The organism is Methylicorpusculum oleiharenae (assembly GCF_009828925.2).
Taxonomy (GTDB): domain Bacteria; phylum Pseudomonadota; class Gammaproteobacteria; order Methylococcales; family Methylomonadaceae; genus Methylicorpusculum; species Methylicorpusculum oleiharenae.
On the sequence record NZ_WUTY02000001.1, the window covers coordinates 1,697,359 to 1,716,788 of the forward strand.

Sequence of the window (19,430 nt, forward strand, 5' to 3'; positions counted from 1 at the left end):
TTTTCTGTCAGCGCTGATTTCCTTTAGCGCTGTATCAGAGACGGTGAGTTTCTATTGAAAAACCCGCTGATTGGTATTGTTTGTAGCGAGCCCGTCCTACTGCTTTTGCCGTCTCATCATTTTCGATAATTTCAATGATACGGGCATTTTGACTGTCCATATCCGGACAGTTTTCAGAGAGATTGACCAGCAAGGTTTGCTGATCATCAGTGGGGGGCGCTTTCCCTATCAATACTCTGGGGGTATTAGCTTTGGCTGTGGCGGGCATTTTGTCATGAGGAATAAAACTTCCGGGACGAAAACTCCAGAGCAAATCGTCCATGATTTGGCTCTGGCGGTCATCTTTAGTCAGTACAAAACTGAATTGACCCTGCCGGTAGGCTTTTTCGATCAACTTGCAGGCAAAAATATATTTTTCCTGCTCAGTTTCTTGTTCCAAAATATAAAAACTGACTCCGGCCATTTAGCGGGCTGCGAGTGTCGAGCTTCTATTCAATAAATATTGCATCAACAATGGCACGGGTCGGCCTGTAGCACCTTTGTTAGGACCTGTGCGCCAAGCCGTTCCTGCGATATCGAGGTGAGCCCAACGAAAGTTTTCGGCGAATTTTGCCAAAAAACAAGCTGCAGTAATGGTTCCAGCGTCTTTTCCGCCAATGTTGGCCATATCGGCAAAATTGGACTTAAGCAGCTCCTGGTATTCTTCCCATAACGGGAGGCGCCATAGGCTGTCGCATGAGGTTTCGCTGGCGGCAAGCAAGTCATTACACAGAGAGTCATCATTACCCAGCAAGCCGCTGGGTACACGTCCTAAGGCAACCAGACAGGCACCCGTCAGCGTCGCCATATCGATTACGACTTCAGGTTCGAAGCGTTGGGCGTAAGTGAGCGTGTCGCAAAGAATCAGTCGGCCTTCTGCGTCAGTATTGAGGACTTCGATAGTCTTTCCTGACATGCTGGTCAAAATATCGCCGGGTTTATTCGCATCGCCATCCGGCATATTTTCCGAGGAAGCCACCAAGCCGACTATATTTAAGGGTAACTGAAGGCTGGCTGCGGCTTGTAAAGCCGCGATGACGCTGGCGCCTCCACACATGTCGTACTTCATTTCATCCATGCCCAGGCTCTGCTTTAACGAGATGCCGCCTGCATCAAAAGTCAGGCCTTTGCCGATCAATACAATGGGTTTGCTGTTCTTTTCGCCGCCCTGGTAGTTCATGATGATCAATTTGGCGGGCTGGCGACTGCCTCGTGAAACGGATAAGAAAGAACCCATGCCCAACGCCTGCATGTAGTCCTCTTCCAAGATGTCAACTGACAGCTTTGAGAGCTTTTTACCGAGGCTTTGTGCTTGTTCTGCGAGAAATGAAGGCGTGCAGATATTACCTGGTAAATCGCCCAGATATTTGGCCAGAGTTACGCCATCGGCAATAGCCCGACCTTCGGCCAAACCTTTTTGAGAGGCAGTCATCTGATCATCGGGGACCAGGACAGTAATCTGCTCTGTTTTGAATTCATTTTCCACGACCGACTTGCATTGTTTAAATTGATAAAGCGCGTCGCCGAAAACTTCTATAATCTGTCTGGTTTTCCATCGCCAGTCGTATTGAGCGACGGGCAGCTCTGCCAGAGTACAGACTGCGGATTTGATTTGAGCATCTCTGATTGTTTTTATGGCTGCAGCTAAAGCTGTTCTGTATTGCTTGCCGGTAAGGCTGTCCTGTTTGCCCAGTCCTACCAGTACGACCCGGTTAATGGTCATGTCCGGTAACCAGTTGATCAGTAGGGCTTCATTCAACTTGCCTTTAGTATCGCCGCGTGCGGCTAATTGACTGATCGCTCCTTTTAAAAGCTGATCCAGTAGCGCGCCGGAGGGGCTGAGTTGGAGATTTTCATAAATACCGACAATGAGACAGTCACATTGCAGTTTTTCTAATGGCGTGCTTTCTATAGAATAGTCCATACTTTTTTTGATTAAAATGAGTCAGATGAGTTTCGTGTCTAAGGGATGCGCCAAAATCAGCGTATAGTCATGTTTTGTATTATACAGCAAGTCATTTTTTACAAAGCGTAAAAGTTGGGCAACCATCTGTATTGTCTGGAAAAATGCACAGTCAACCGGGTTTGAATAATGAACTTATCACTTTATAGTTAAAACTCAAATGTTTACGCGTGTTATGAGGGGAAGAATTTGAGCGAAATAATGTCCCAGCGTGGACGAAAAAGAAGGTCTCCGCTGATTAGCGTGTTGGACAAAATGATCGTGCGCGATTTGGCAGGAACGTTAATCTCGGTTTTGTCGGTGATCGTCGTTATTATCGTCAGTAAACGGTTTATCAAAATACTCGAAAAAGCCATTGAGGGCTCGGTTTCGAGTGAGACCTTGATACATGTTTTAGGTCTGAAGATGATCAGCGCTGCTATTGCATTTCTTCCCGCCGCTTTATTTATGGCAGTGTTGATGGTGGTCGGGCGCATGTATCGTGATCAGGAAATGGCGGCTGTGTTCTCGGCAGGAGGCAGCTCAGGAGTTATTTATCGGTCTCTTTACGTGCTGGTTTTGCCTTTGATGCTGATTTCATTGGCACTGTCATTTTATACAGGACCCTGGGCCGAAGCGACGGTCAATGAGCTGATGCATGAAGATGAAAAATCAGCCGATATCAGAGGTATCGCTGCAGGCCGGTTTAGCGAATATCAGCACGGTGATCTGGTCTTTTACGTGGAGGATCTTGCAAAGGATGGAATAATGCATCAGGTATTTGTCCAGCACAGGCAGGGTAACAAGGTCAGTATATTCAATGCCGAATCGGGCAATTTGGAAAACCGGCCCGGAGGTCTTTACATGATCCTTGAAAATGGCACAAAGACGCAAGGTATTCCCGGGCAAGCGGATTATGTTATCGAAGAATTTGCCGAATATGCCGTGCGACTGGAGGAAAAGGAAACAGTCTTGAATTACGATCATGAGTCAATAGCTACCGCTAAGCTCGTGGGGTCAACTGAAGTCAGGGATATTGCTGAATTGCAGCGGCGTTTTTCGATTCCTGCGGGCGTGTTTGTTTTGAGTCTGCTGGCAGTCCCTTTGGCTCAAACAGCGCCCAGAGGGGGTGTTTACGGCAATGTGCTGGTGGCATTTTTAATTTATTTTACTTACGGCAATTTCATCAGAGTGAGTCATAGTTGGGTGATAAAAGGCCAAATTCCTGCTTGGTTTGGCGCCGTATGGGTTCATGTGCTGTTAATGATTTTGGCGATCGTTCTTTTGATGCGGCTGTTTGGATGGCGTTACCTTAAAGATAGGCTGAAGGGGAAACTGGGACTGTGAATGTATTGACACGCTATATTGTAAAAGAGGTGCTGAAAGGATCCTCATTAGCCGCCTTGTTTTTATTAACCTTGTTTAGCCTTTTTACGTTCAGCGATGAATTAAAAAGTCTGGGAAAAGGCAGTTATAACCTAAAGGAAATTGTATATTACGTAGCGCTCACCTCGCCCCGAGTTTTTTATGAATTGGTGCCGGCTTCCGCTCTTTTGGGTAGTTTGTTTGTGCTGGGCGGGATGGGCAATCACCGTGAACTCGTTGCTATGCGAGCCGCCGGTGTTTCCGTGTTATCGATTATTAAGTCGGTCATGCTGGCCGGTGCCATACTTGTGGCGGTTGCCATCACTGTCGGTGAATGGATTGCGCCTAATACGGAGCAAATGGCTCAAACACTGAAGTCGAAATCCCGCGCAGATCAAATCATGATCAAAAGCCTCTACGGTTTATGGTTAAGAGAGGGGCAGACCTTTATTAACGTCAAGAAAATTGAAGAGAATGGTGATTTAGAAAATATCTATACCTATGAGTTAGATGAAAATAACCGCTTGTCCAAAGCGATGTATTCTCAAAAAGCTCTATTTAAAGGGGAGAATCAGTGGGAAATGGAAAACATTCAGCAAAGTGATATTTCAATAGAGGAAGTCAAAGTAAGCAAATTAAGCAGCCTGCCATGGAAGTCATCCATCGATCCAAAACTGGTAAATGTTGTCGTGGTGAGCCCCGATAATCTGTCGCTTTACGACCTGAATACGTATATCAGATTTTTAAAAGACAACAAGCAAAAGTCGCAAACCTACGAATTTGCTTTCTGGGGGCGGGTAGTCAATCCCTTTGTGACTTTTGTCATGCTGATGATTGCAACACCGTTTGTCATTGGCGTGAAAAGAGGTGTGAGTGCCGGTGCGAGGATGTTAATCGGTGTGGTGATCGGTCTTGGGTTTAATATCGGTGACAAAATCATAGGCCATATGAGTTTAATCTATGATCTAAATCCGGCCGCTATGGCATTTGTACCCAGTTTGTTTGTTTTTGCTGTGGCCTTGTACGCGCTTCGCCGGGTTCAGTAGACGTTATTTCGGTGAGGTGTTGAACAGATAAGTTTTGGACAGATGGTCGTGCCAGCTGTTGTTATCTTTATCCACAATGACCCACAGGAAGCCAAGACCTAAAGGAATCCACGATAACAAGGCCGTGCAAAAACGAATGGCGGCCTGTTTCCAGTCAATTGGTTTTCGATCAGCTGTCAACACCGCTAATTTCCAGGCTCTGAGCCCCAGTGTCTGGCCGCCATGGGTCCAAAACCAGCCGTAAAAAATAAAGCTGATCAGAAGCAGGTAGGCAGGATAAAAAAACTGAGTGGGTGCAAACGCTTCGCCATCATTAAAAGGGAGAATGATGGCAGTGGCAACAAATAATACCGCCAGCAACAGAAAAAGGTCGTAGGCTTGTGCCGCCATTCTCCGCCAAAAACCGGGATGCTTACGGGTAGGTTTAAGTGATTTATGCGTTACCAACGAACAAGATGCCCTGTCGAATTCAATTTTTGAACAGAGATAGTTTTTGTCCGAAGTACATGCTCATCGCTAGCAGGGCACCAAACATGATCACTGAAAACAGGAAGGGTGGTCTGTGAAATAGTAAAATCCCCAAATCCGTTACAAAAAGGCTTGTTAATAAAGGCTTATCAATTAAAGCTATGATTATCTTTTTGAACATGATTTAACTCCGGTATGTTTTGGTGAATAAAGCGCTAAACGGGAAGTCAATGTGCCGATCGGTTGATAAGGCGGAGAACGTCTCGCTTGTTAAATTTATTTAGATTCTACTATAAAAACTGGTATCTAAAAAGAAGCGTGTTGATTGAGTTGCTAACGCGGCAGGTGGTATGATTAATTCATTATAAAAATAAAGCAAGGAAAAAGGCTATTTTAAGTTTCTTCAAGAAAATCATTAGCTCCTCCATGAAACCGTCTACTCAGACTACGGAAGAGAGGGCGCAAATTAAGCCGGGGCCTAGAGTCTATGCCAGATCAGAACATTCTATATCGCGTTCTCAAGTTAGCGAAAACGCTTTAAAAGTGCTCTATAGGCTTAAAAAAGCGGGATTTGAAGCCTATCTGGTAGGTGGCTGTGTTCGTGATCTTTTGTTAGGCCGGGAGCCTAAAGATTTTGATGTGGTTACTGATGCGCGGCCGGATCAGATCAAAAAAGTGTTTCGTAATTGCCGATTGGTTGGCCGCAGATTTCGTTTGGCTCACGTGCAATTCGGCAGGGATATTATAGAAGTCGCCACCTTTCGCGGATCGGTAGAAGAAAATAGTGAACACCGTTTTTTGAATGAAGAAGGCAGACTGCTCAGGGATAATCAGTACGGCAACATTGAAGAAGACGTGTGGCGAAGGGACTTTACCGTGAATTCCCTTTATTACAATATAAAGGACTTCAGTGTTATTGATTATGTGGGCGGGATGGAAGATCATCTTTCCGGCACTTTGCGGTTAATTGGCGACCCTGAAACCCGTTTCCGGGAAGATCCGGTCCGGATGCTGAGGGCCGTCAGGTTCGCTGTCAAACTGGGATTTAATCTGCATCCGGATAGCGAGAAACCCATTGCCGGGTTGGCTGACCTGCTCAATAATATTCCTCCCGCACGTTTGTTTGACGAAACGCTTAAATTATTTTTATCGGGTTATGCTTTGCAGACCTTTGAAATGTTGCGTCATTATGATTTGTTTCGAGAGCTTTTTCCGTTAGTCGAAGATTCTTTGGCTGAGGAAGAAGAGGGTTTCCCAAAATTATTTTTAATCAAGGCTCTTGAAAACTCGGATGCCCGAATAACCGACGGTAAAACAGTCACGGCGTATTTCTTGTTTGCTGCATTTCTTTGGAATCCGGTTAAGGCTGAAGCGAAGCGTCAAATTCAACAGGGCGTCAACGAGACGATTGCCTATCAGAATGCATCCAGTGAAATTATCAATCGTCAGTTAAAATCGACGGCTTTTCCCAAAAGAATTACGCTGGCCATGCGTGAAGTATGGACCTTGCAACCGCGGTTTTCGCGCAGGGAAGGTAATCGGCCCTTCCGTCTGTTGAGTCATCCCCGGTTCAGAGCGGCTTATGACTTCCTGTTGTTGCGTATTCAGGCAGAAGGTGAAGATCCTGCTCTGGGTGTGTGGTGGACGGAATTTCAGGAAGTATCCGAACTTGAGCAAAAAAAAATGATTGCTTCGTTATCCCGTAATCCGCAGCGAAAACAGATAAAACGCAGACGCACAAACAAAGCTAAAGCGGTTAACAGACATCCGCAAGATAACGTATGACAGGAGGCGCTTTGTGACGGTAGCTAGTAGGGTTATCGCGTATATCGGCTTGGGCAGCAATCTTAATGATCCAGGACAGCAAATTAAATCTGCCCGTATTGCTATTGCTGAGACAGATAAGATCAGCGAAGTTGCGTTTTCCAGTCTTTATCGCAGTTTACCTATGGGGCCGCAGGATCAGCCTGATTATGTCAATGCTGTGATGTCGGTAGCGACAGAACTGGAGCCGTTTGAACTGCTGCGCTGCCTTCAAGCAATTGAGAATGAACAGGGACGCGTCCGAACCGGACTGCGGTGGGGGGCTAGAACACTGGATCTCGATCTTTTGATCTATGACCAGATACAATTGGCTGATCCGGTGTTGACCCTGCCTCATAGTGGCCTGCCAGACCGGGCTTTTGTACTTTATCCTTTGTATGAAATAGCTCCGGATCTGGTTGTTCCCGGTTATGGTCCTTTAACTGCATTGCTTGAGCATTGTCCTCAAGCGGGTTTGCAGCAGCTTTCTTCATGAAACCCTATACTTCCCGAGTGTCCGAAAAGAAACGATTGTCTGTCAATGATTTACAGGCTTTGAAAAACCGTGGCGAAAAAATCAGTTGTCTGACTGCGTATGATGCCAGTTTCAGTACTGTTTTGGATAAAGCAGGCATAGAAGTCATTCTTGTCGGCGATTCACTGGGCATGGTTTTTCAGGGACACGCTACTACATTGCCGGTTACGATGGATGATATGATTTATCACACCGCATGCGTCTCAAGAGGCTGTAACCGGGCGCTGGTGGTAGCCGATTTGCCTTTTATGAGTTATACCAGCCTCTTGGCTGCTGCGGAAAATGCCGCACGACTGATTCAAGGCGGCGGCGCAAATATGATCAAGCTGGAAGGTGCCCGGCCGGATGTGGTCGGTTTTCTCGTTGGTAATGGCGTGCCTGTGTGCGGACATCTGGGCTTGTTGCCGCAGTTTATTAATTGCCTGGGCGGGTATAAAGTTCAGGGACGCGAGTTGCCTGATGCCGAGCGTATCATTTCGGATGCGGTATCATTGGAAAAAGCCGGAGCCGGTCTGTTGATACTGGAGTGCGTGCCGGCCAGTCTTGCGCAAACCATTAGCCAGCAACTGAGCATTCCGGTGATCGGAATAGGCGCAGGCATTGACTGTGATGGTCAGGTTTTGGTGCTTTATGATATTTTGAATATCGGTTCCGGCAGAAGACCGAAGTTCTCCAAAGATTTTATGGAAGGGGCTACTTCTATTGAAGAAGCTATTCATAATTATCATATTGCAGTTAAAGAAGCCCGGTTTCCAACAATTGAACACAGTTATTAGGGTGTTATGCTAACCGTCTCATCGATTGCTGAACTAAGACCTCTGGTAAAAAAATGGCGGCGTGAAGGAGATAGAATCGCTTTTGTGCCTACTATGGGCAATCTTCATGCAGGACATTTAAAGCTGGTAGACGAGGCGAGTAAAGCTGCTGAAAGAGTCATAGTCAGTATTTTTGTCAATCCATCTCAGTTTGGTCCGGGAGAAGATTTTGCCAGTTATCCGCGTACCGAAGCCGATGATGCAAAAGCCTTGGCTTCTTGTTCGGTCGATGTGCTGTTTTTGCCCAGACCTGAGGCGATGTATGCCAAGGACCATGCTACTTCTATTGCAATAGATAAGCTGTCCACTTTGCATTGTGGTGTTTCAAGGCCTGGGCATTTTTCGGGTGTAGCTACCGTTGTTGCCAAGCTGTTTAATATTGTCCAGCCGGATATCGCTTTTTTTGGGGAAAAAGATTTCCAGCAATTAACAATTATCCGGCGGATGGTTCGTGATTTGAATTTTGATGTCGAGATAAGAAGTGTCGCAACCGTCAGAGAGCCAGATGGCCTGGCTATGAGTTCGCGAAACAATTATCTTTCTGCAGAACAAAGAACATGTGCTCCGGAGTTATACCGACTATTGTGTTCCGCCCGAGATAAAGCGCAACAACCCGACAGTCAGTTGGGTGAAATACAGAGGGAAGCCATGGCTACGCTAAAGTCCTTTGGATTTGAGCCGGACTATGTGAGTTTTTGCCGAACCTATGATCTTGAACCGGCATCTGAACAAGATGTTGAATTAGTTTTGCTGGCGGCGGCAAAACTGGATAAAACACGGTTAATTGATAATTTGAGATTTTCAAGGTATGCTCGTCATTAATTGAGAGTGGGTATGTGATGTTGTCTGTTAAGAGTGATAAGCCGATATGAGTTTTTTGTTGTAGGCGATCACTTATTCGGGAATAATTTACGGTTTATTTAAAATTTATTTGTTCGATTATGCAAACAACAATGCTAAAAGCCAAATTGCACAGGGCTACAGTTACTTTTTCGGAGCTGGGTTATGAGGGTTCCTGTGCTATAGACAGTAAAATTTTGGATTATGCGGGTATCAGAGAATACGAACAAATTCAAATTTACAATATCAATAATGGCCAGCGCTTTACGACTTATGCTATTCGCGCTGAGGCAGGTTCCGGCATTTTCTCTGTGAATGGTGCTGCTGCTCGTCTGGCTTGTCCGGGCGATCTGATCATTGTGTGTGCGTACGCGATTTTGGATCAGCAGGAGTTGGCTGCATTCAAGCCAACACTGGTTTATTTCAATGATAAAAATGAAATCATTCGAACCGGTAACGCGATTCCCGTCCAAGCGGCTTGATGCGCGTCAATTTGAGCGGTTCTCGGGTTTTTAACTCATTCATTAAAACTTCATTACTTTAATCGCGCCATCCTTTTCTACCATTGGCTTGATAAGTCACTGATAGCGAAAGTTTCACGGGTTGATCAGAGCTTGTCTTCTGCGTGTTTCCACCTGATTTCAGGGGTTGGAAACACGGTGGAGGCAATGGTCTATCCCTTTGTTCTTATAGCTCACCAGCGTTTGCCATTTCATTTTTTTCGAACACGGTGATGGACTGTTCAATTTCTGACAAGTTTTTTTGAATAGCAACTCTTTCGGCGCTGTTGATAAGCAAAGGCGATTTGATGGAGCCTCTTATTGCCGGTTTTCCGGCTTCTTGAGCATCCGCTCCGGTATGCAAGAGAATCAGGATAATTAAATCGTCCATGTTTTCCAGTTTTAGCAAAGCCTGCTCTTCGTCGCTAATAACGAAACTGTAGCTGATATTGAAATTGGCCGGGTTTGCGACAGAGAACGTCAAATTTTCGTCATCAATGGATTGCAACCAGTAAATGATGGGGTTTTGTTCCTGATGAAAGAGTTTGAATCTTGTCTGGTTTTCGAAACCGGGGATGCCTTTGGGGAAAGTGATGAGGGTGGCCGGGTCGATCTGTTGTTCGCCGAGAAAACTTGATTTAATTTCCATAGTATGATGCCGTTTGTTAATAATATCGTAATGAGATTATAGCCGTTGATTGAGTAACCGCTACCAGCAATTCCCAGTTTGAACTTTTATGTAGCTTTGAGGGGAGGCGTAAGCCTTGCGTTGAGCGCCGTAAACCTATCCATGAGGGCTTGACGGCAGTATCTCTGCTGCCGACATCCCCGCAAAGCTTACTCCTGCCCTTTTTTATCATCAAACCGGGAGTTGCTGAACCGCTCTCTGAGCCAGCCAAATCAGTTAACTGTCTGCTTATTTTTGATAATCTTCATAATAGTCCTTTTGGACATCATAAATGAAGCTGTCTGTGCCATCGCGAATATCGTACATCAAGCCGTAAGCGCCCCGTTCGGTATCTCTCATAAAACCGTAAATCGAGCTGAAAAATCCTACCGCTTCTTCTCGTGAGCTAAGGGCTTCAGTAGAAGCGGCCTGATCGTTTATGTTTTGGTTTTGTGTTGCGCAGGACAATGTTGTGCAACCCAGTAGCAGGATAATCACCGGACGATAAAATCGCATAAAAGCTCCTTTTTTCAGATATTCACTTTCCCAGCAATAAAAAGACCAACTGTTCTAATTCATTGATAATTAAATAAATTAAGGGTCAGGTGATGCGGGTGGTCATCCTCAAGCGTCATATTTTCGCCATATCATGGCGGCAAGCGAGCCTGATAGGTTATGCCAAATACTGAACAAGGCGCCGGGAAGTGCCGCTGCGCTGGAAAAATAAGTAACGGCCAATGCAACACTTAGCCCTGAATTTTGCATGCCAACTTCAATGCTGGCTGTTCGGCAGGTCTGTGTGTCATAGCGCAGCAGCCATGGAATCGCATACCCAGCCAGCATGCCGCCTATATTATGAAGAGCAACTGCCGCCAACAAAGTGTGCCCCATGTTTTTTATTTGCGGTTGATTAAGCGACACAATCACGGCAATGATGATGACGATGGCCAGACTGGCCATTAGCGGTAAAAAGTGATGGATTGTGTTTATCCGTTTATGAAAAAGCGTATTAAGCATAGTACCCAGCATGACGGGAATCATGACCAACTCTAACAGGCTTTTCATCAAGTCGGGGAAGGGCGGGCTGATCGACTGATCCATAAAAACCAGGGTGAGCAGCGGTGTCATAAAAATAGCAGCTACCGTTGACGACAAGGTCATCAGAATGGACAGGGCTACATTGCCTCTGGCCAGATAGCAGATCACGTTGGATGCGGTTCCGCCGGCACTGCAGCCAACCAGCATCATGCCCGCTGACTGTTCATTCGTCAGGTTGAATGATCCTGAAAGCAGCCAGGCCAGCAGCGGCATCACTGTAAACTGTATAGCCATGGTCAATAAAATGATGCCGGGATATTTTAAAGTGTCCTGAAAATGTCTCCAGGTCAGGGTCAATCCCATGGTAAACATAATCAATGACAGCAACGGAACAATCATCTGTTTGCCGGAAATGAACAGGTCGGGATAAAAATAAGCGGTGCAAGACAGGATGGCAGCCCATAACGGGAAAAGATTAACCAAGCGGTGAATCATGGCTTTTGGGTGAACCGGTTTACTGCGTAGGGGCTGATTAACAAGAGTAGAGACAAGGCTGCCAGCAACCCTGCTATTGGATAATTGACCGGCTGTTTTTGCAAGAGGCTGGATGATTTCAATGCGCTGAGCAGTTTATCCGCGTCTTCCAGATGGTGATACGATAATCCTGTGATAACCGCCAACCTCTGTAAGTAGTGTTCCTGAACTGCGGTGAGATAATTTCCGTTTGTCTCGTTGTTGGCTTGACGGCGTCCTTCTGCTTCTGATTGCTGCCAGAACCCAAACTGTTGGTTTTGATTATCCAGTTTGGGAATGGGGACTGCCTCCAGATTGCCGGTGCCAACGATCAATCCGGGTATTTTCCCTGCTTCCATTTGAAAAAACGGTTCTTTGGCTGATTTTGGTGTTTGCTGGCCATCGGTAAAAAATACCAGACCGGGCTTTGACTCCAGTTTCTGAATGTCACTTAAACTGGTATAGATTCCTCGGGCGATATGACTGTCTGCAGCCCAGGCCATGCGCCAGTCAATTTTTGCGAGACTTTCATTTATTGCTGCGTAATGAGCGCAAAGTTCCAAAGGCTCAAACAACAAAAATATATTTTTGGTCGAAAAGACCCCTAAACCTATTTTAGAGTCACAGGGCAGTCCGGCAAGGACTTCTTTCAATGCTGCTTTCACAAAAGACAAACGATCCGCGGGCTTGTTTTCGACATGATAATCCTGCGCATTCATGCTTTGCGTGATGTCAATGACCAGCATCATGTTGTAAGTGTCTTGCTGCAACTTGACCTGCGGATTGAAAAGCGCCCACGTCAGCAGTGCGATGGCAACCGCCGGACACCAAAGTCTAAAATCCCGGTAAATCAAGGCCCGCCCTCAGGTATCCCCGGCATGATCGCATGAACGCTGCTTTTATGGCCTTGCCAATCAGATTTTTCTTCTTCCTTGGCGGGGGGGCGAATCCGCAAAGCATATTCCAGATTAAAGCGCGCCTGCCAATGATCAGGTTGTTTGCTGAGTACCTGTCTAAGGTATTGCTCGGTTAAATCCAAAAGAGTATTGATTTGGCTGTATTCCCAAATACCTTTTGATTTCCAGAGTTTACTGGCCTGTTGAAGATAGATCACGCCCATGTTGTATTGAACCTTCAATTGGAAGTTATCATTCCCCTGGTGTTCAATTTGTAAATAAAGGCGCAAAGCTTCCTGATAGTCACCTTGATCATTCAAATAACGTGCTTTTGCAAACAGAACTTCGGGTGGCAAATCCGTATCTGAAGAGCTGATTTTTTCAGGATTTTCGATCAGATCATTTAATCGCCATATCATTCTGATCTGATTAAGTTCATTTAGCGCGAAACCGGCCAAGATTAGAAAAACCAGCCAGGCAATAAAAGGATGAAATGAGGTGTATTGAGTTAACTTTTTTTGAGGATTCAGGGATGGCATTAATGCGAAAAAGCAAATGATAAGTAAATTTGCTGTCAATTAAAGCATATTATAAGAACTGTACAAGCAGATTCACCTGTGCATTTACAATCTTTTAAAAAAATCCGAGAGTTAGTTATTTATTTATATAAAAATCAGTTGCTTGGTGTTTGTGTCCACCGGTCAAATGATAAACATTTAACGGTTGCAATATGCAGCGCAATGAATTTTTAATGAGATAGAGGCCAAAAACGGTCCGGTTGGGTAGCAACGTTTTTAAGACGGTGAGTGGCATTTTTAATTTTAAACGCCACCGATTCATCAGTGACTCGTTGTCTTGGATTTGCGAGGGGCTTGCCTAGAGGATTAAGAAGGCTGAGCACTTGGGTAGAGTCTGAATCAACAGGCGCTCTTTTTAAAACAATCCCGGTTTCGCCATTGGCTAATACAACGAAAGTGCCGGGCGGATAAATGCCGATTTCTTTGATCAGAAGATGGGCAAGTGATTCATCTACGGCGCTTCCCCGCTGTAAAAAAATGTCACGCAAGGCTTTTTTTACATAAAAGCCGTCGCGGTAAGACCGGGGTAAAATCATCGCACTGTAAATATCGGTAAGTGACAAAATTCGGGCTGCGATCGGGATTGAATCGCCTGATAAACCTACCGGATAACCATTACCGTCGATACGTTCGTGGTGATTATGTACGGCATTCAACCAGTCCGCATTGTTAATGCCGGCTTTTTGCAGCAAGGCACGGCCCAATTCCGGATGAGCTTTGATGATGCCTCGTTGCTGGTCCGAGAGGGGAGCGGCTTGATTCGCCAGTTTTTTTTGGAGCTCCAGCATTCCGATATTTTGGGTAAGTGCGGAGGCGATAAAGATTTTTCTATCGTCTTCATTCAGTTGTTTTCGTTTTCCCAGTAGTTCCGTCAAAACGGCGCTAAGCAGTGGATGAATATGGGAGTAACTAAAACTTTGATCCAGCAGGATGGTTCCCAGAACTGCATCGCATTGATTGTTGCAGAGCCTTTGGATGACGGCGGCTAAATCCAGAAAGTGATTTGAATAATCATCAGGCGTGTTCCCATGAATCTTGTCGAACAACTCTCTGAGTGTTTTGCCTAATAATTTCAGCGTATCATGTGTTGTGCCTTTAAAAAACTTACCGTCGTTCGGGGGTCTTGGTTTTTCAATAGGCTGAGCAGTGAAACCGAGCCGAAAAATACCCTGAGACAAAAGTATTTGCTTTTGCTTCTCGGAATTGAGCATATAGCCTTTATCGAGCAGTAACTGACCTTCTTCATCATAAACGGCCCATTCCAGCGGAATGCCGATTAATAAATCACTTTCGAGGATTTTTATTTTTTCCATAGCTTGATTCAAACGAAAAATTCACGTTCCTAAGTCTTAAAGTCATCAGTACCGCTTATAATTCACTTACCCCTTGAACAATGCCCTTGTTAAGGCTTTGGAAGGTTGTCATTCATATCTCCAAAGGCCGAAAAATCCGCTTTAAGGATTTTTGAGTAAAAAATACGGTCATTGTGAGGTGGAGCAGAATGAATTCTAAAATGTTAAGTTTAGCGGCATTTATTAACATTTGAAGAATCAAACTGGAATTTTACAGCGCTTAATGAGCGTTCAAAATAAAACGAGGTTTAGAAAGATATGTCCGGATTTTTCAGAAAATTGCTTGGTTTCATCTTGTTGGTGGCCACTGTCGGGCTGGTGACCTGTCAGTCTATGGTCAAGGCCGAGTCTGTAGATACGTTGACCGTAAATAACTCACCTTTAATACGCGGAATTCAATAATGGACAGATTACCGTCGCTGAAATTCGCTAAGCGTTTTACCGAAGATACTTTGCACCATTATTCGCCTAGAGGCCTGCTACTTTATTTCTTAGCGCTGGCTCTTATTCCAGCCGTGATCATCGGGCTTGTAAAAGGTCATGTAATGTCCATCATTGTCAATGCTTCCGGGTTTGCACTTTATTGCCTGGCGGCATTGTTGCTGCGCAGAGGTCTGGCGGCCGAAGCTCCGGCTCGAATGAACCGGTGGTTGAATTCGACCAAATGGCCATTGAAATTGACAGCGGCGCTGCTGGTTGCCGGAACAACCGGTCTGCTGGCCGTTTTAGGTGCGCGGCAAAGCCTTCCCGTGTCGTTGATCTATGCCGTTGGCGCCTTGTTGGGTATGTATTTAAGTTATGGATTTGATCGACCTAAACCGGTTCAATTGACAGAGGCGCATGGTTATTCCGGTGATGAGATCAGACAAACATTGGCGGGCGCATTTGCCACCATAAAGACCATTGAACAAGCCAATCGTAAAATTCTTAACAGTGAGCTTAATCAACGGATTGACAGCATTTGTGAAATTGCTGAAGGTGTGATCGCTGAACTGGAAGCGGACCCTCGCGGTATTCGCCGGGCTAGAAAGTTTCTTAATGTCTATCTGGACAGTGTCAAGCAAGTGACGGAAGGCTATGCAAAAACCCATAGACAATCCGCATCTCAGGAGCTGGAACAAAATTTCAGGCAAGCACTGGAAGCTATAGAGTCTGCTTTTCAGGAACAACAACAAAAGCTTTTGGAAGAAGACATGTTCGATTTGGACGTGAAAATCGAAGTACTGACCGCACAATTGAAACGCGAAGGCATCATGTGATAATGCAAAATAATTCGATGGAGAATCATCCGCTATGAGTGAACAACAAAATCAGGTAACAACAAGCGCCCCTGTGCAAATAGACGAAGGCCAAAAGACCCCGGCTCAAGAACTCGTCCCGGGTGTTCAGGCCGGCATCGTTTCTTTTCAGGAGGCTCCGGTTGAAAAACAGCAAAAAATCAGCCTGCTGTTGCAAGAGATCGATATAAAAGATACGCACTCGATTTTATTTTTCGGTAGTAAAGCCCAGGAGCAATTGACCACGGTATCGGACCGTATGCTGGAAGGCGTAAAAAACAAAGATACCGGCCCCGCCGGTGAGGATTTGAATGCGATGGTCGCGACAATTCGCGGCTTTGAAATAGACGACCTTGATCCCAATAAAAAACAGGGCTTTTTCTCAAAGTTAATGGGTAAGGCCAAGCCAGTCGTTAAGTTTGTTCAGCAATACGAAGAAGTGCGCAAACAAATTGACAGTATTACCGACAAACTGGAAAAGCATAAAACCAGTCTCTTGACCGATATTGCTTCATTGGACAGACTGTATCAGGCTAATCTTGATTATTTTCATTCGCTGGAAGATTACATCGCTGCCGGTGAAGAGAAGCTGCGTGAGCTGGATAACATCATCATTCCGGAGCAAGCCAAATTGGCCGAAAGCAGTCAGGAAGTGATCGCTTCGCAAAATTTGCGCGATTTGCGTTCGATCAGGGATGACCTGGAGCGTCGTGTTCATGATTTGCGTTTGACCCGCCAGGTATCAATGCAAAGTCTACCCAGTATCCGGCTGGTTCAGGAAAATGATAAAGGCCTGGTCAATAAAATCAATTCGACGATAGTCAACACCATACCGTTATGGCGTCAACAACTTGCGACCGCTGTGACCATTTTCAGATCATCGCAAGCAGCCGAAACAGTTAAAGCGGCTACCGATTTGACCAATGATCTGCTGGCGGCCAACGCCGAAAATCTTAAACAAGCCAATGCCGAGACGCGTAAACAGTTGGAACGGGGCGTTTTTGACATAGAAGTCGTCAAGCAGGCTAACCAGGCTTTAATAGCAACCATCGAGGAAAGTTTGCAAATTGCCGATATGGGCAAAAAAATGCGAAGCGAAGCCGTGGTGCAGCTGCAGCAGTGCGAAGCTGAATTAAGAAAAACATTGGCATCGGCTCAAGCCAGTCCGTCGGCCAAGGTATAAAATTCCTACAATTCCCAGTTTGACGATAAAAAAGGGGAAGCTTAAGCTTTGCGAGGATGTCCGCAGCAGGGATGTTGCCGTCAAGCCCCCAGGAGGGGGGGCTACGGCGTTCCTCGCAAGGCTTACGCTAACCCTCAAAGCCACATTAAAAGTTCTGGCTGATTAGATCCGGTATTTTTTGAATCGGCCGTTGGATTAAAAGTGTCTGACATGAAACAGAGGAGACCCCGTGAGTATTTTTAATAAACTGTTTGGCGAATTTGTCGATGTGATTGATTGGACCGATTCAACCAGTGATACGCTGGTTTACCGGTTTGAACGCTACGGCAACGAGATCAAATACGGCGCCATGCTGACGGTCAGAGAATCGCAAACTGCGGTGCTGGTTAACGAGGGGCGGATCGCCGATTTCTTTGAGCCCGGCCTTTATCGCCTGGAAACTCGAAATATGCCGATCATGACGACACTTGAAAGCTGGCCGCACGGATTTTCCAGTCCGTTCAAGGCGGAAGTCTATTTCTTTAACATGCGTCGATTTGCCGATTTAAAATGGGGTACCAAAAATCCGGTCATGTTGCGTGACAAGGAGTTTGGCCCGATTCGCCTCCGGGCTTTCGGTACCTATACGTTCCGGATCAAAGAGCCGTTGACCTTGATCAAGGAAATTGTCGGCACCAGCGGACACTTTCAAACCGGAGACATTGCCGAGCAATTGCGAAATCTTATTGTCGCCCGTTTTGCCGATATTCTGGGTGAGTCGGGTATTCCGGCGTTGGATTTAGCTTCAAATTACAATGAGTTAGGCGAATTCATCACACAAAAAATCAAGCCGGAATTTGAGTCCTACGGTCTGGATGTGATGCAGTTGATGGTGGAGAACATCTCCTTGCCGCCTGAAGTGGAAGCGACTTTGGATAAGCGGACCAGTATGGGAATAATCGGCGATCTTGGTCGTTATACCCAATTTCAAGCGGCTGAAGCGCTGGCGGCTGCAGCAAAGAATCCGTCCGGTGGCGCAGGGGAGGGTATTGGCATGGGGATGGGGTTTGCGATGGCTCAAAATTTGGGGCAGACCTTGAATGCCTCATCGCGACCGCCCGGTTCGGGATCTCCTCCGCCTATTCCTGAGGAAGCCACCTATTTTATCGCGGTTTCCGGTCAGCAAAGCGGTCCGTTTTCTGTTCCCGAGTTAATGGAGAAAATCAAAGTAGGAGAGTTGACGCGTGCAACCTTGGTTTGGAGCCAGGATCTGATCGAATGGACAGCCGCAGAAAAAGTCACTGCGCTGGCCTCCGCGTTTGCGCATGTTCCTCCGCCAGTCCCTAAATAATCGGCTAACCATGTCTTCAGTTATCAAAACCCGTGAAGCCAAACAATTGACGTTGCGTTTTCCGTGCAAACAATGCGGCGCAGTTATCAAATATGCACCCGGCACAGACCTGTTGGTCTGTCAGTACTGCGGCACCGAAAATCAAATTGAACAACGCACGGGGGTTATCGAAGAGTATGATCTCAAAGAAGCGCTTAAACGGGTCACAGAAACCCGAGCCGAAGCGTCCGTTCCGACAATCCATTGTGACGAATGCGGGGCAGGGTTTCAGTTCGAAGCCAAAATTCATGCGGGGGAATGTCCTTTTTGCGGGACACCGATAGTCACGGCGACTACAGAATTAAAACCGATCCAGCCTAAATCCCTGTTGCCGTTCAGTATTGACGAACCGGCTGCTCGGCAACGATTTAAACGCTGGATTGCCGGACTTTGGTTTGCTCCCAATGCGGTAAAAAAGTATGCCCGAAGTGATACAAAACTAACGGGTGTCTATCTTCCGTACTGGACGTTCGACAGCGATACGGTGACGGCCTACTCCGGAGAGCGGGGTGATGTTTATTACGTGCGGGAGGCTGTGCAGGTCGTCAAAAATAACCGAGTCGTGACTGAAATGAGGGAAGTGCCCAAAATTCGCTGGACTCCGGTCAGCGGGCAGGTCCGTCGTTTTTTCGATGATGTCCTGGTCGGTGCCAGCAGTTCATTGCCCCGCAAAATCCTGGATGCCCTGCAGCCCTGGGATTTGTACGCGTTAATTCCCTATGACGAGAACTATCTGAGCGGTTTTCGCAGTGAATATTATCAGGTCGAATTGGCGGAGGGCTTTGATCATGCCCGGCAGATCATGGATGACCAGATTTACCGTGACATTTGCCACGATATCGGCGGTGATCATCAGCGTATTCACCAAGTCGAGACCCGGCACAGTAGAACGACATACAAGCATTGTTTGCTGCCGGTTTGGTCGGCGGCGTTTCGTTACAAGGATAAATCCTACCGCTTTGTCATCAATGGCCGTTCCGGTAAAGTTCAGGGCGAACGCCCTTACAGTGTTTGGAAAATAACCTTCGCCTTACTGGCTTCGTTAATGCTGGCAGCTGGCGTTTACTACTATCTTGATAAGTCCGGCGCCTTGCAGAAAATGCAGAAAAACGGAGTGGTCATTCAGCAGTATTCTATTGAACAGCCGATTCGTTATTAAAAAGACAGTTGAGCAGGCTTGAATTCAATGCCTTTTTCTTCTCAA

The 19,430-nt window shown here is 46.1% G+C and carries 20 protein-coding genes; 11 read left to right on the forward strand and 9 right to left on the reverse strand.

Annotated elements, in window-relative coordinates:
* Nucleotides 1–34: 34 nt before the first annotated feature.
* Complete coding sequence (locus GO003_RS07870; RefSeq protein WP_159653594.1) at nt 35–463, reverse strand: DNA polymerase III subunit chi; 429 nt, start codon at nt 461–463, stop codon at nt 35–37.
* Nucleotides 464–1,963: a leucyl aminopeptidase gene (locus tag GO003_RS07875; RefSeq protein WP_159653592.1), complete on the reverse strand. Its 1,500-nt coding sequence runs from the start codon at nt 1,961–1,963 to the stop codon at nt 464–466. It lies immediately after the preceding gene.
* 228 nt (nt 1,964–2,191) lie between these two features.
* Here GO003_RS07875 and lptF point away from each other — a divergent pair, with 228 nt between their 5' ends.
* Complete coding sequence (gene lptF / locus GO003_RS07880) at nt 2,192–3,328, forward strand: LPS export ABC transporter permease LptF (RefSeq protein ID WP_331001627.1); 1,137 nt, start codon at nt 2,192–2,194, stop codon at nt 3,326–3,328.
* Nucleotides 3,325–4,392: an LPS export ABC transporter permease LptG gene (lptG, locus tag GO003_RS07885; RefSeq protein WP_159653590.1), complete on the forward strand. Its 1,068-nt coding sequence runs from the start codon at nt 3,325–3,327 to the stop codon at nt 4,390–4,392. The genes lptF and lptG overlap by 4 nt, the downstream gene beginning before the upstream one ends.
* A 3-nt stretch (nt 4,393–4,395) precedes the next feature.
* Here the strand turns inward: lptG and GO003_RS07890 are convergent, their stop codons facing one another.
* Nucleotides 4,396–4,839, reverse strand: a complete 444-nt coding sequence (locus GO003_RS07890) for an RDD family protein (protein WP_269144353.1) — start codon at nt 4,837–4,839, stop codon at nt 4,396–4,398.
* Between the two features lie 447 nt (nt 4,840–5,286).
* Between GO003_RS07890 and pcnB the strand changes: the two genes are divergently transcribed.
* The 5 genes from pcnB (at nt 5,287) to panD (ending at nt 9,335) form a co-directional block, all read left to right on the forward strand.
* A complete protein-coding gene (pcnB, locus tag GO003_RS07900) occupies nt 5,287–6,645 on the forward strand; it encodes a polynucleotide adenylyltransferase PcnB (protein ID WP_159653586.1) in 1,359 nt (452 codons plus the stop codon).
* Between the two features lie 13 nt (nt 6,646–6,658).
* Nucleotides 6,659–7,159 carry a 2-amino-4-hydroxy-6-hydroxymethyldihydropteridine diphosphokinase gene (gene folK, locus GO003_RS07905; protein WP_159653584.1) on the forward strand — a complete coding sequence of 167 codons (501 nt, stop codon included), beginning with the start codon at nt 6,659–6,661 and terminating at the stop codon, nt 7,157–7,159.
* Nucleotides 7,156–7,974 (forward strand): 3-methyl-2-oxobutanoate hydroxymethyltransferase, encoded by an 819-nt coding sequence (gene panB, locus GO003_RS07910; protein ID WP_159653582.1) that lies wholly within the window; start codon nt 7,156–7,158, stop codon nt 7,972–7,974. The genes folK and panB overlap by 4 nt, the downstream gene beginning before the upstream one ends.
* A gap of 6 nt (nt 7,975–7,980) precedes the next feature.
* A complete protein-coding gene (gene panC, locus GO003_RS07915) occupies nt 7,981–8,835 on the forward strand; it encodes a pantoate--beta-alanine ligase (protein ID WP_159653580.1) in 855 nt (284 codons plus the stop codon).
* Nucleotides 8,836–8,954: 119 nt separating this feature from the next.
* Nucleotides 8,955–9,335 (forward strand): aspartate 1-decarboxylase, encoded by a 381-nt coding sequence (gene panD / locus GO003_RS07920; protein ID WP_159653578.1) that lies wholly within the window; start codon nt 8,955–8,957, stop codon nt 9,333–9,335.
* A gap of 205 nt (nt 9,336–9,540) precedes the next feature.
* Here panD and fliW read toward each other — a convergent pair whose 3' ends face one another.
* From fliW to GO003_RS07950, 6 genes are all read right to left on the reverse strand, one after another.
* Nucleotides 9,541–10,002 carry a flagellar assembly protein FliW gene (gene fliW / locus GO003_RS07925; protein WP_159653576.1) on the reverse strand — a complete coding sequence of 154 codons (462 nt, stop codon included), beginning with the start codon at nt 10,000–10,002 and terminating at the stop codon, nt 9,541–9,543.
* A 267-nt stretch (nt 10,003–10,269) separates the two neighbouring features.
* Nucleotides 10,270–10,536 carry a hypothetical protein gene (locus GO003_RS07930; protein ID WP_159653574.1) on the reverse strand — a complete coding sequence of 89 codons (267 nt, stop codon included), beginning with the start codon at nt 10,534–10,536 and terminating at the stop codon, nt 10,270–10,272.
* 108 nt (nt 10,537–10,644) lie between these two features.
* The gene (locus GO003_RS07935; protein ID WP_231088868.1) at nt 10,645–11,541 is read right to left on the reverse strand and encodes a bile acid:sodium symporter family protein; all 897 of its coding nucleotides are present in this window, start codon (nt 11,539–11,541) and stop codon (nt 10,645–10,647) included.
* 8 nt (nt 11,542–11,549) lie between these two features.
* Nucleotides 11,550–12,425 carry a vWA domain-containing protein gene (locus GO003_RS07940; RefSeq protein ID WP_159653570.1) on the reverse strand — a complete coding sequence of 292 codons (876 nt, stop codon included), beginning with the start codon at nt 12,423–12,425 and terminating at the stop codon, nt 11,550–11,552.
* Nucleotides 12,422–13,006 (reverse strand): MxaK protein, encoded by a 585-nt coding sequence (locus GO003_RS07945; RefSeq protein ID WP_231088869.1) that lies wholly within the window; start codon nt 13,004–13,006, stop codon nt 12,422–12,424. The genes GO003_RS07940 and GO003_RS07945 overlap by 4 nt, the downstream gene beginning before the upstream one ends.
* Before the next feature lie 209 nt (nt 13,007–13,215).
* Nucleotides 13,216–14,358: an HD-GYP domain-containing protein gene (locus tag GO003_RS07950; protein WP_159653566.1), complete on the reverse strand. Its 1,143-nt coding sequence runs from the start codon at nt 14,356–14,358 to the stop codon at nt 13,216–13,218.
* A 440-nt stretch (nt 14,359–14,798) separates the two neighbouring features.
* Between GO003_RS07950 and GO003_RS07955 the strand changes: the two genes are divergently transcribed.
* The 4 genes from GO003_RS07955 to GO003_RS07970 all read left to right on the forward strand — a co-directional run bounded on the left by GO003_RS07955 (nt 14,799) and on the right by GO003_RS07970 (nt 19,385).
* The gene (locus tag GO003_RS07955) at nt 14,799–15,656 is read left to right on the forward strand and encodes a 5-bromo-4-chloroindolyl phosphate hydrolysis family protein (protein ID WP_159653564.1); all 858 of its coding nucleotides are present in this window, start codon (nt 14,799–14,801) and stop codon (nt 15,654–15,656) included.
* A gap of 34 nt (nt 15,657–15,690) precedes the next feature.
* On the forward strand, nt 15,691–16,857 hold the full coding sequence (locus GO003_RS07960; RefSeq protein ID WP_159653562.1) for a toxic anion resistance protein: 1,167 nt from the start codon (nt 15,691–15,693) through the stop codon (nt 16,855–16,857).
* 229 nt (nt 16,858–17,086) lie between these two features.
* On the forward strand, nt 17,087–18,187 hold the full coding sequence (locus tag GO003_RS07965; RefSeq protein WP_159653560.1) for an SPFH domain-containing protein: 1,101 nt from the start codon (nt 17,087–17,089) through the stop codon (nt 18,185–18,187).
* 10 nt (nt 18,188–18,197) lie between these two features.
* A complete protein-coding gene (locus GO003_RS07970; protein ID WP_159653558.1) occupies nt 18,198–19,385 on the forward strand; it encodes a primosomal protein N' (replication factor Y) - superfamily II helicase in 1,188 nt (395 codons plus the stop codon).
* Nucleotides 19,386–19,430: the final 45 nt, after the last annotated feature.

Excerpts from the sequence above, each read along its gene's own strand:
- GO003_RS07870 (WP_159653594.1), bottom strand. The coding sequence starts at position 463 with ATGGCCGGAGTCAGTTTTTATATTTTGGAACAAGAAACTGAGCAGGAA.
- GO003_RS07875 (WP_159653592.1), bottom strand. The coding sequence starts at position 1,963 with ATGGACTATTCTATAGAAAGCACGCCATTAGAAAAACTGCAATGTGAC.
- pcnB (WP_159653586.1), top strand. The coding sequence starts at position 5,287 with ATGAAACCGTCTACTCAGACTACGGAAGAGAGGGCGCAAATTAAGCCG.
- panB (WP_159653582.1), top strand. The coding sequence starts at position 7,156 with ATGAAACCCTATACTTCCCGAGTGTCCGAAAAGAAACGATTGTCTGTC.
- panC (WP_159653580.1), top strand. The coding sequence starts at position 7,981 with ATGCTAACCGTCTCATCGATTGCTGAACTAAGACCTCTGGTAAAAAAA.
- panD (WP_159653578.1), top strand. The coding sequence starts at position 8,955 with ATGCAAACAACAATGCTAAAAGCCAAATTGCACAGGGCTACAGTTACT.
- fliW (WP_159653576.1), bottom strand. The coding sequence starts at position 10,002 with ATGGAAATTAAATCAAGTTTTCTCGGCGAACAACAGATCGACCCGGCC.
- GO003_RS07930 (WP_159653574.1), bottom strand. The coding sequence starts at position 10,536 with ATGCGATTTTATCGTCCGGTGATTATCCTGCTACTGGGTTGCACAACA.
- GO003_RS07945 (WP_231088869.1), bottom strand. The coding sequence starts at position 13,006 with ATGCCATCCCTGAATCCTCAAAAAAAGTTAACTCAATACACCTCATTT.
- GO003_RS07950 (WP_159653566.1), bottom strand. The coding sequence starts at position 14,358 with ATGGAAAAAATAAAAATCCTCGAAAGTGATTTATTAATCGGCATTCCG.
- GO003_RS07955 (WP_159653564.1), top strand. The coding sequence starts at position 14,799 with ATGGACAGATTACCGTCGCTGAAATTCGCTAAGCGTTTTACCGAAGAT.
- GO003_RS07960 (WP_159653562.1), top strand. The coding sequence starts at position 15,691 with ATGAGTGAACAACAAAATCAGGTAACAACAAGCGCCCCTGTGCAAATA.
- GO003_RS07970 (WP_159653558.1), top strand. The coding sequence starts at position 18,198 with ATGTCTTCAGTTATCAAAACCCGTGAAGCCAAACAATTGACGTTGCGT.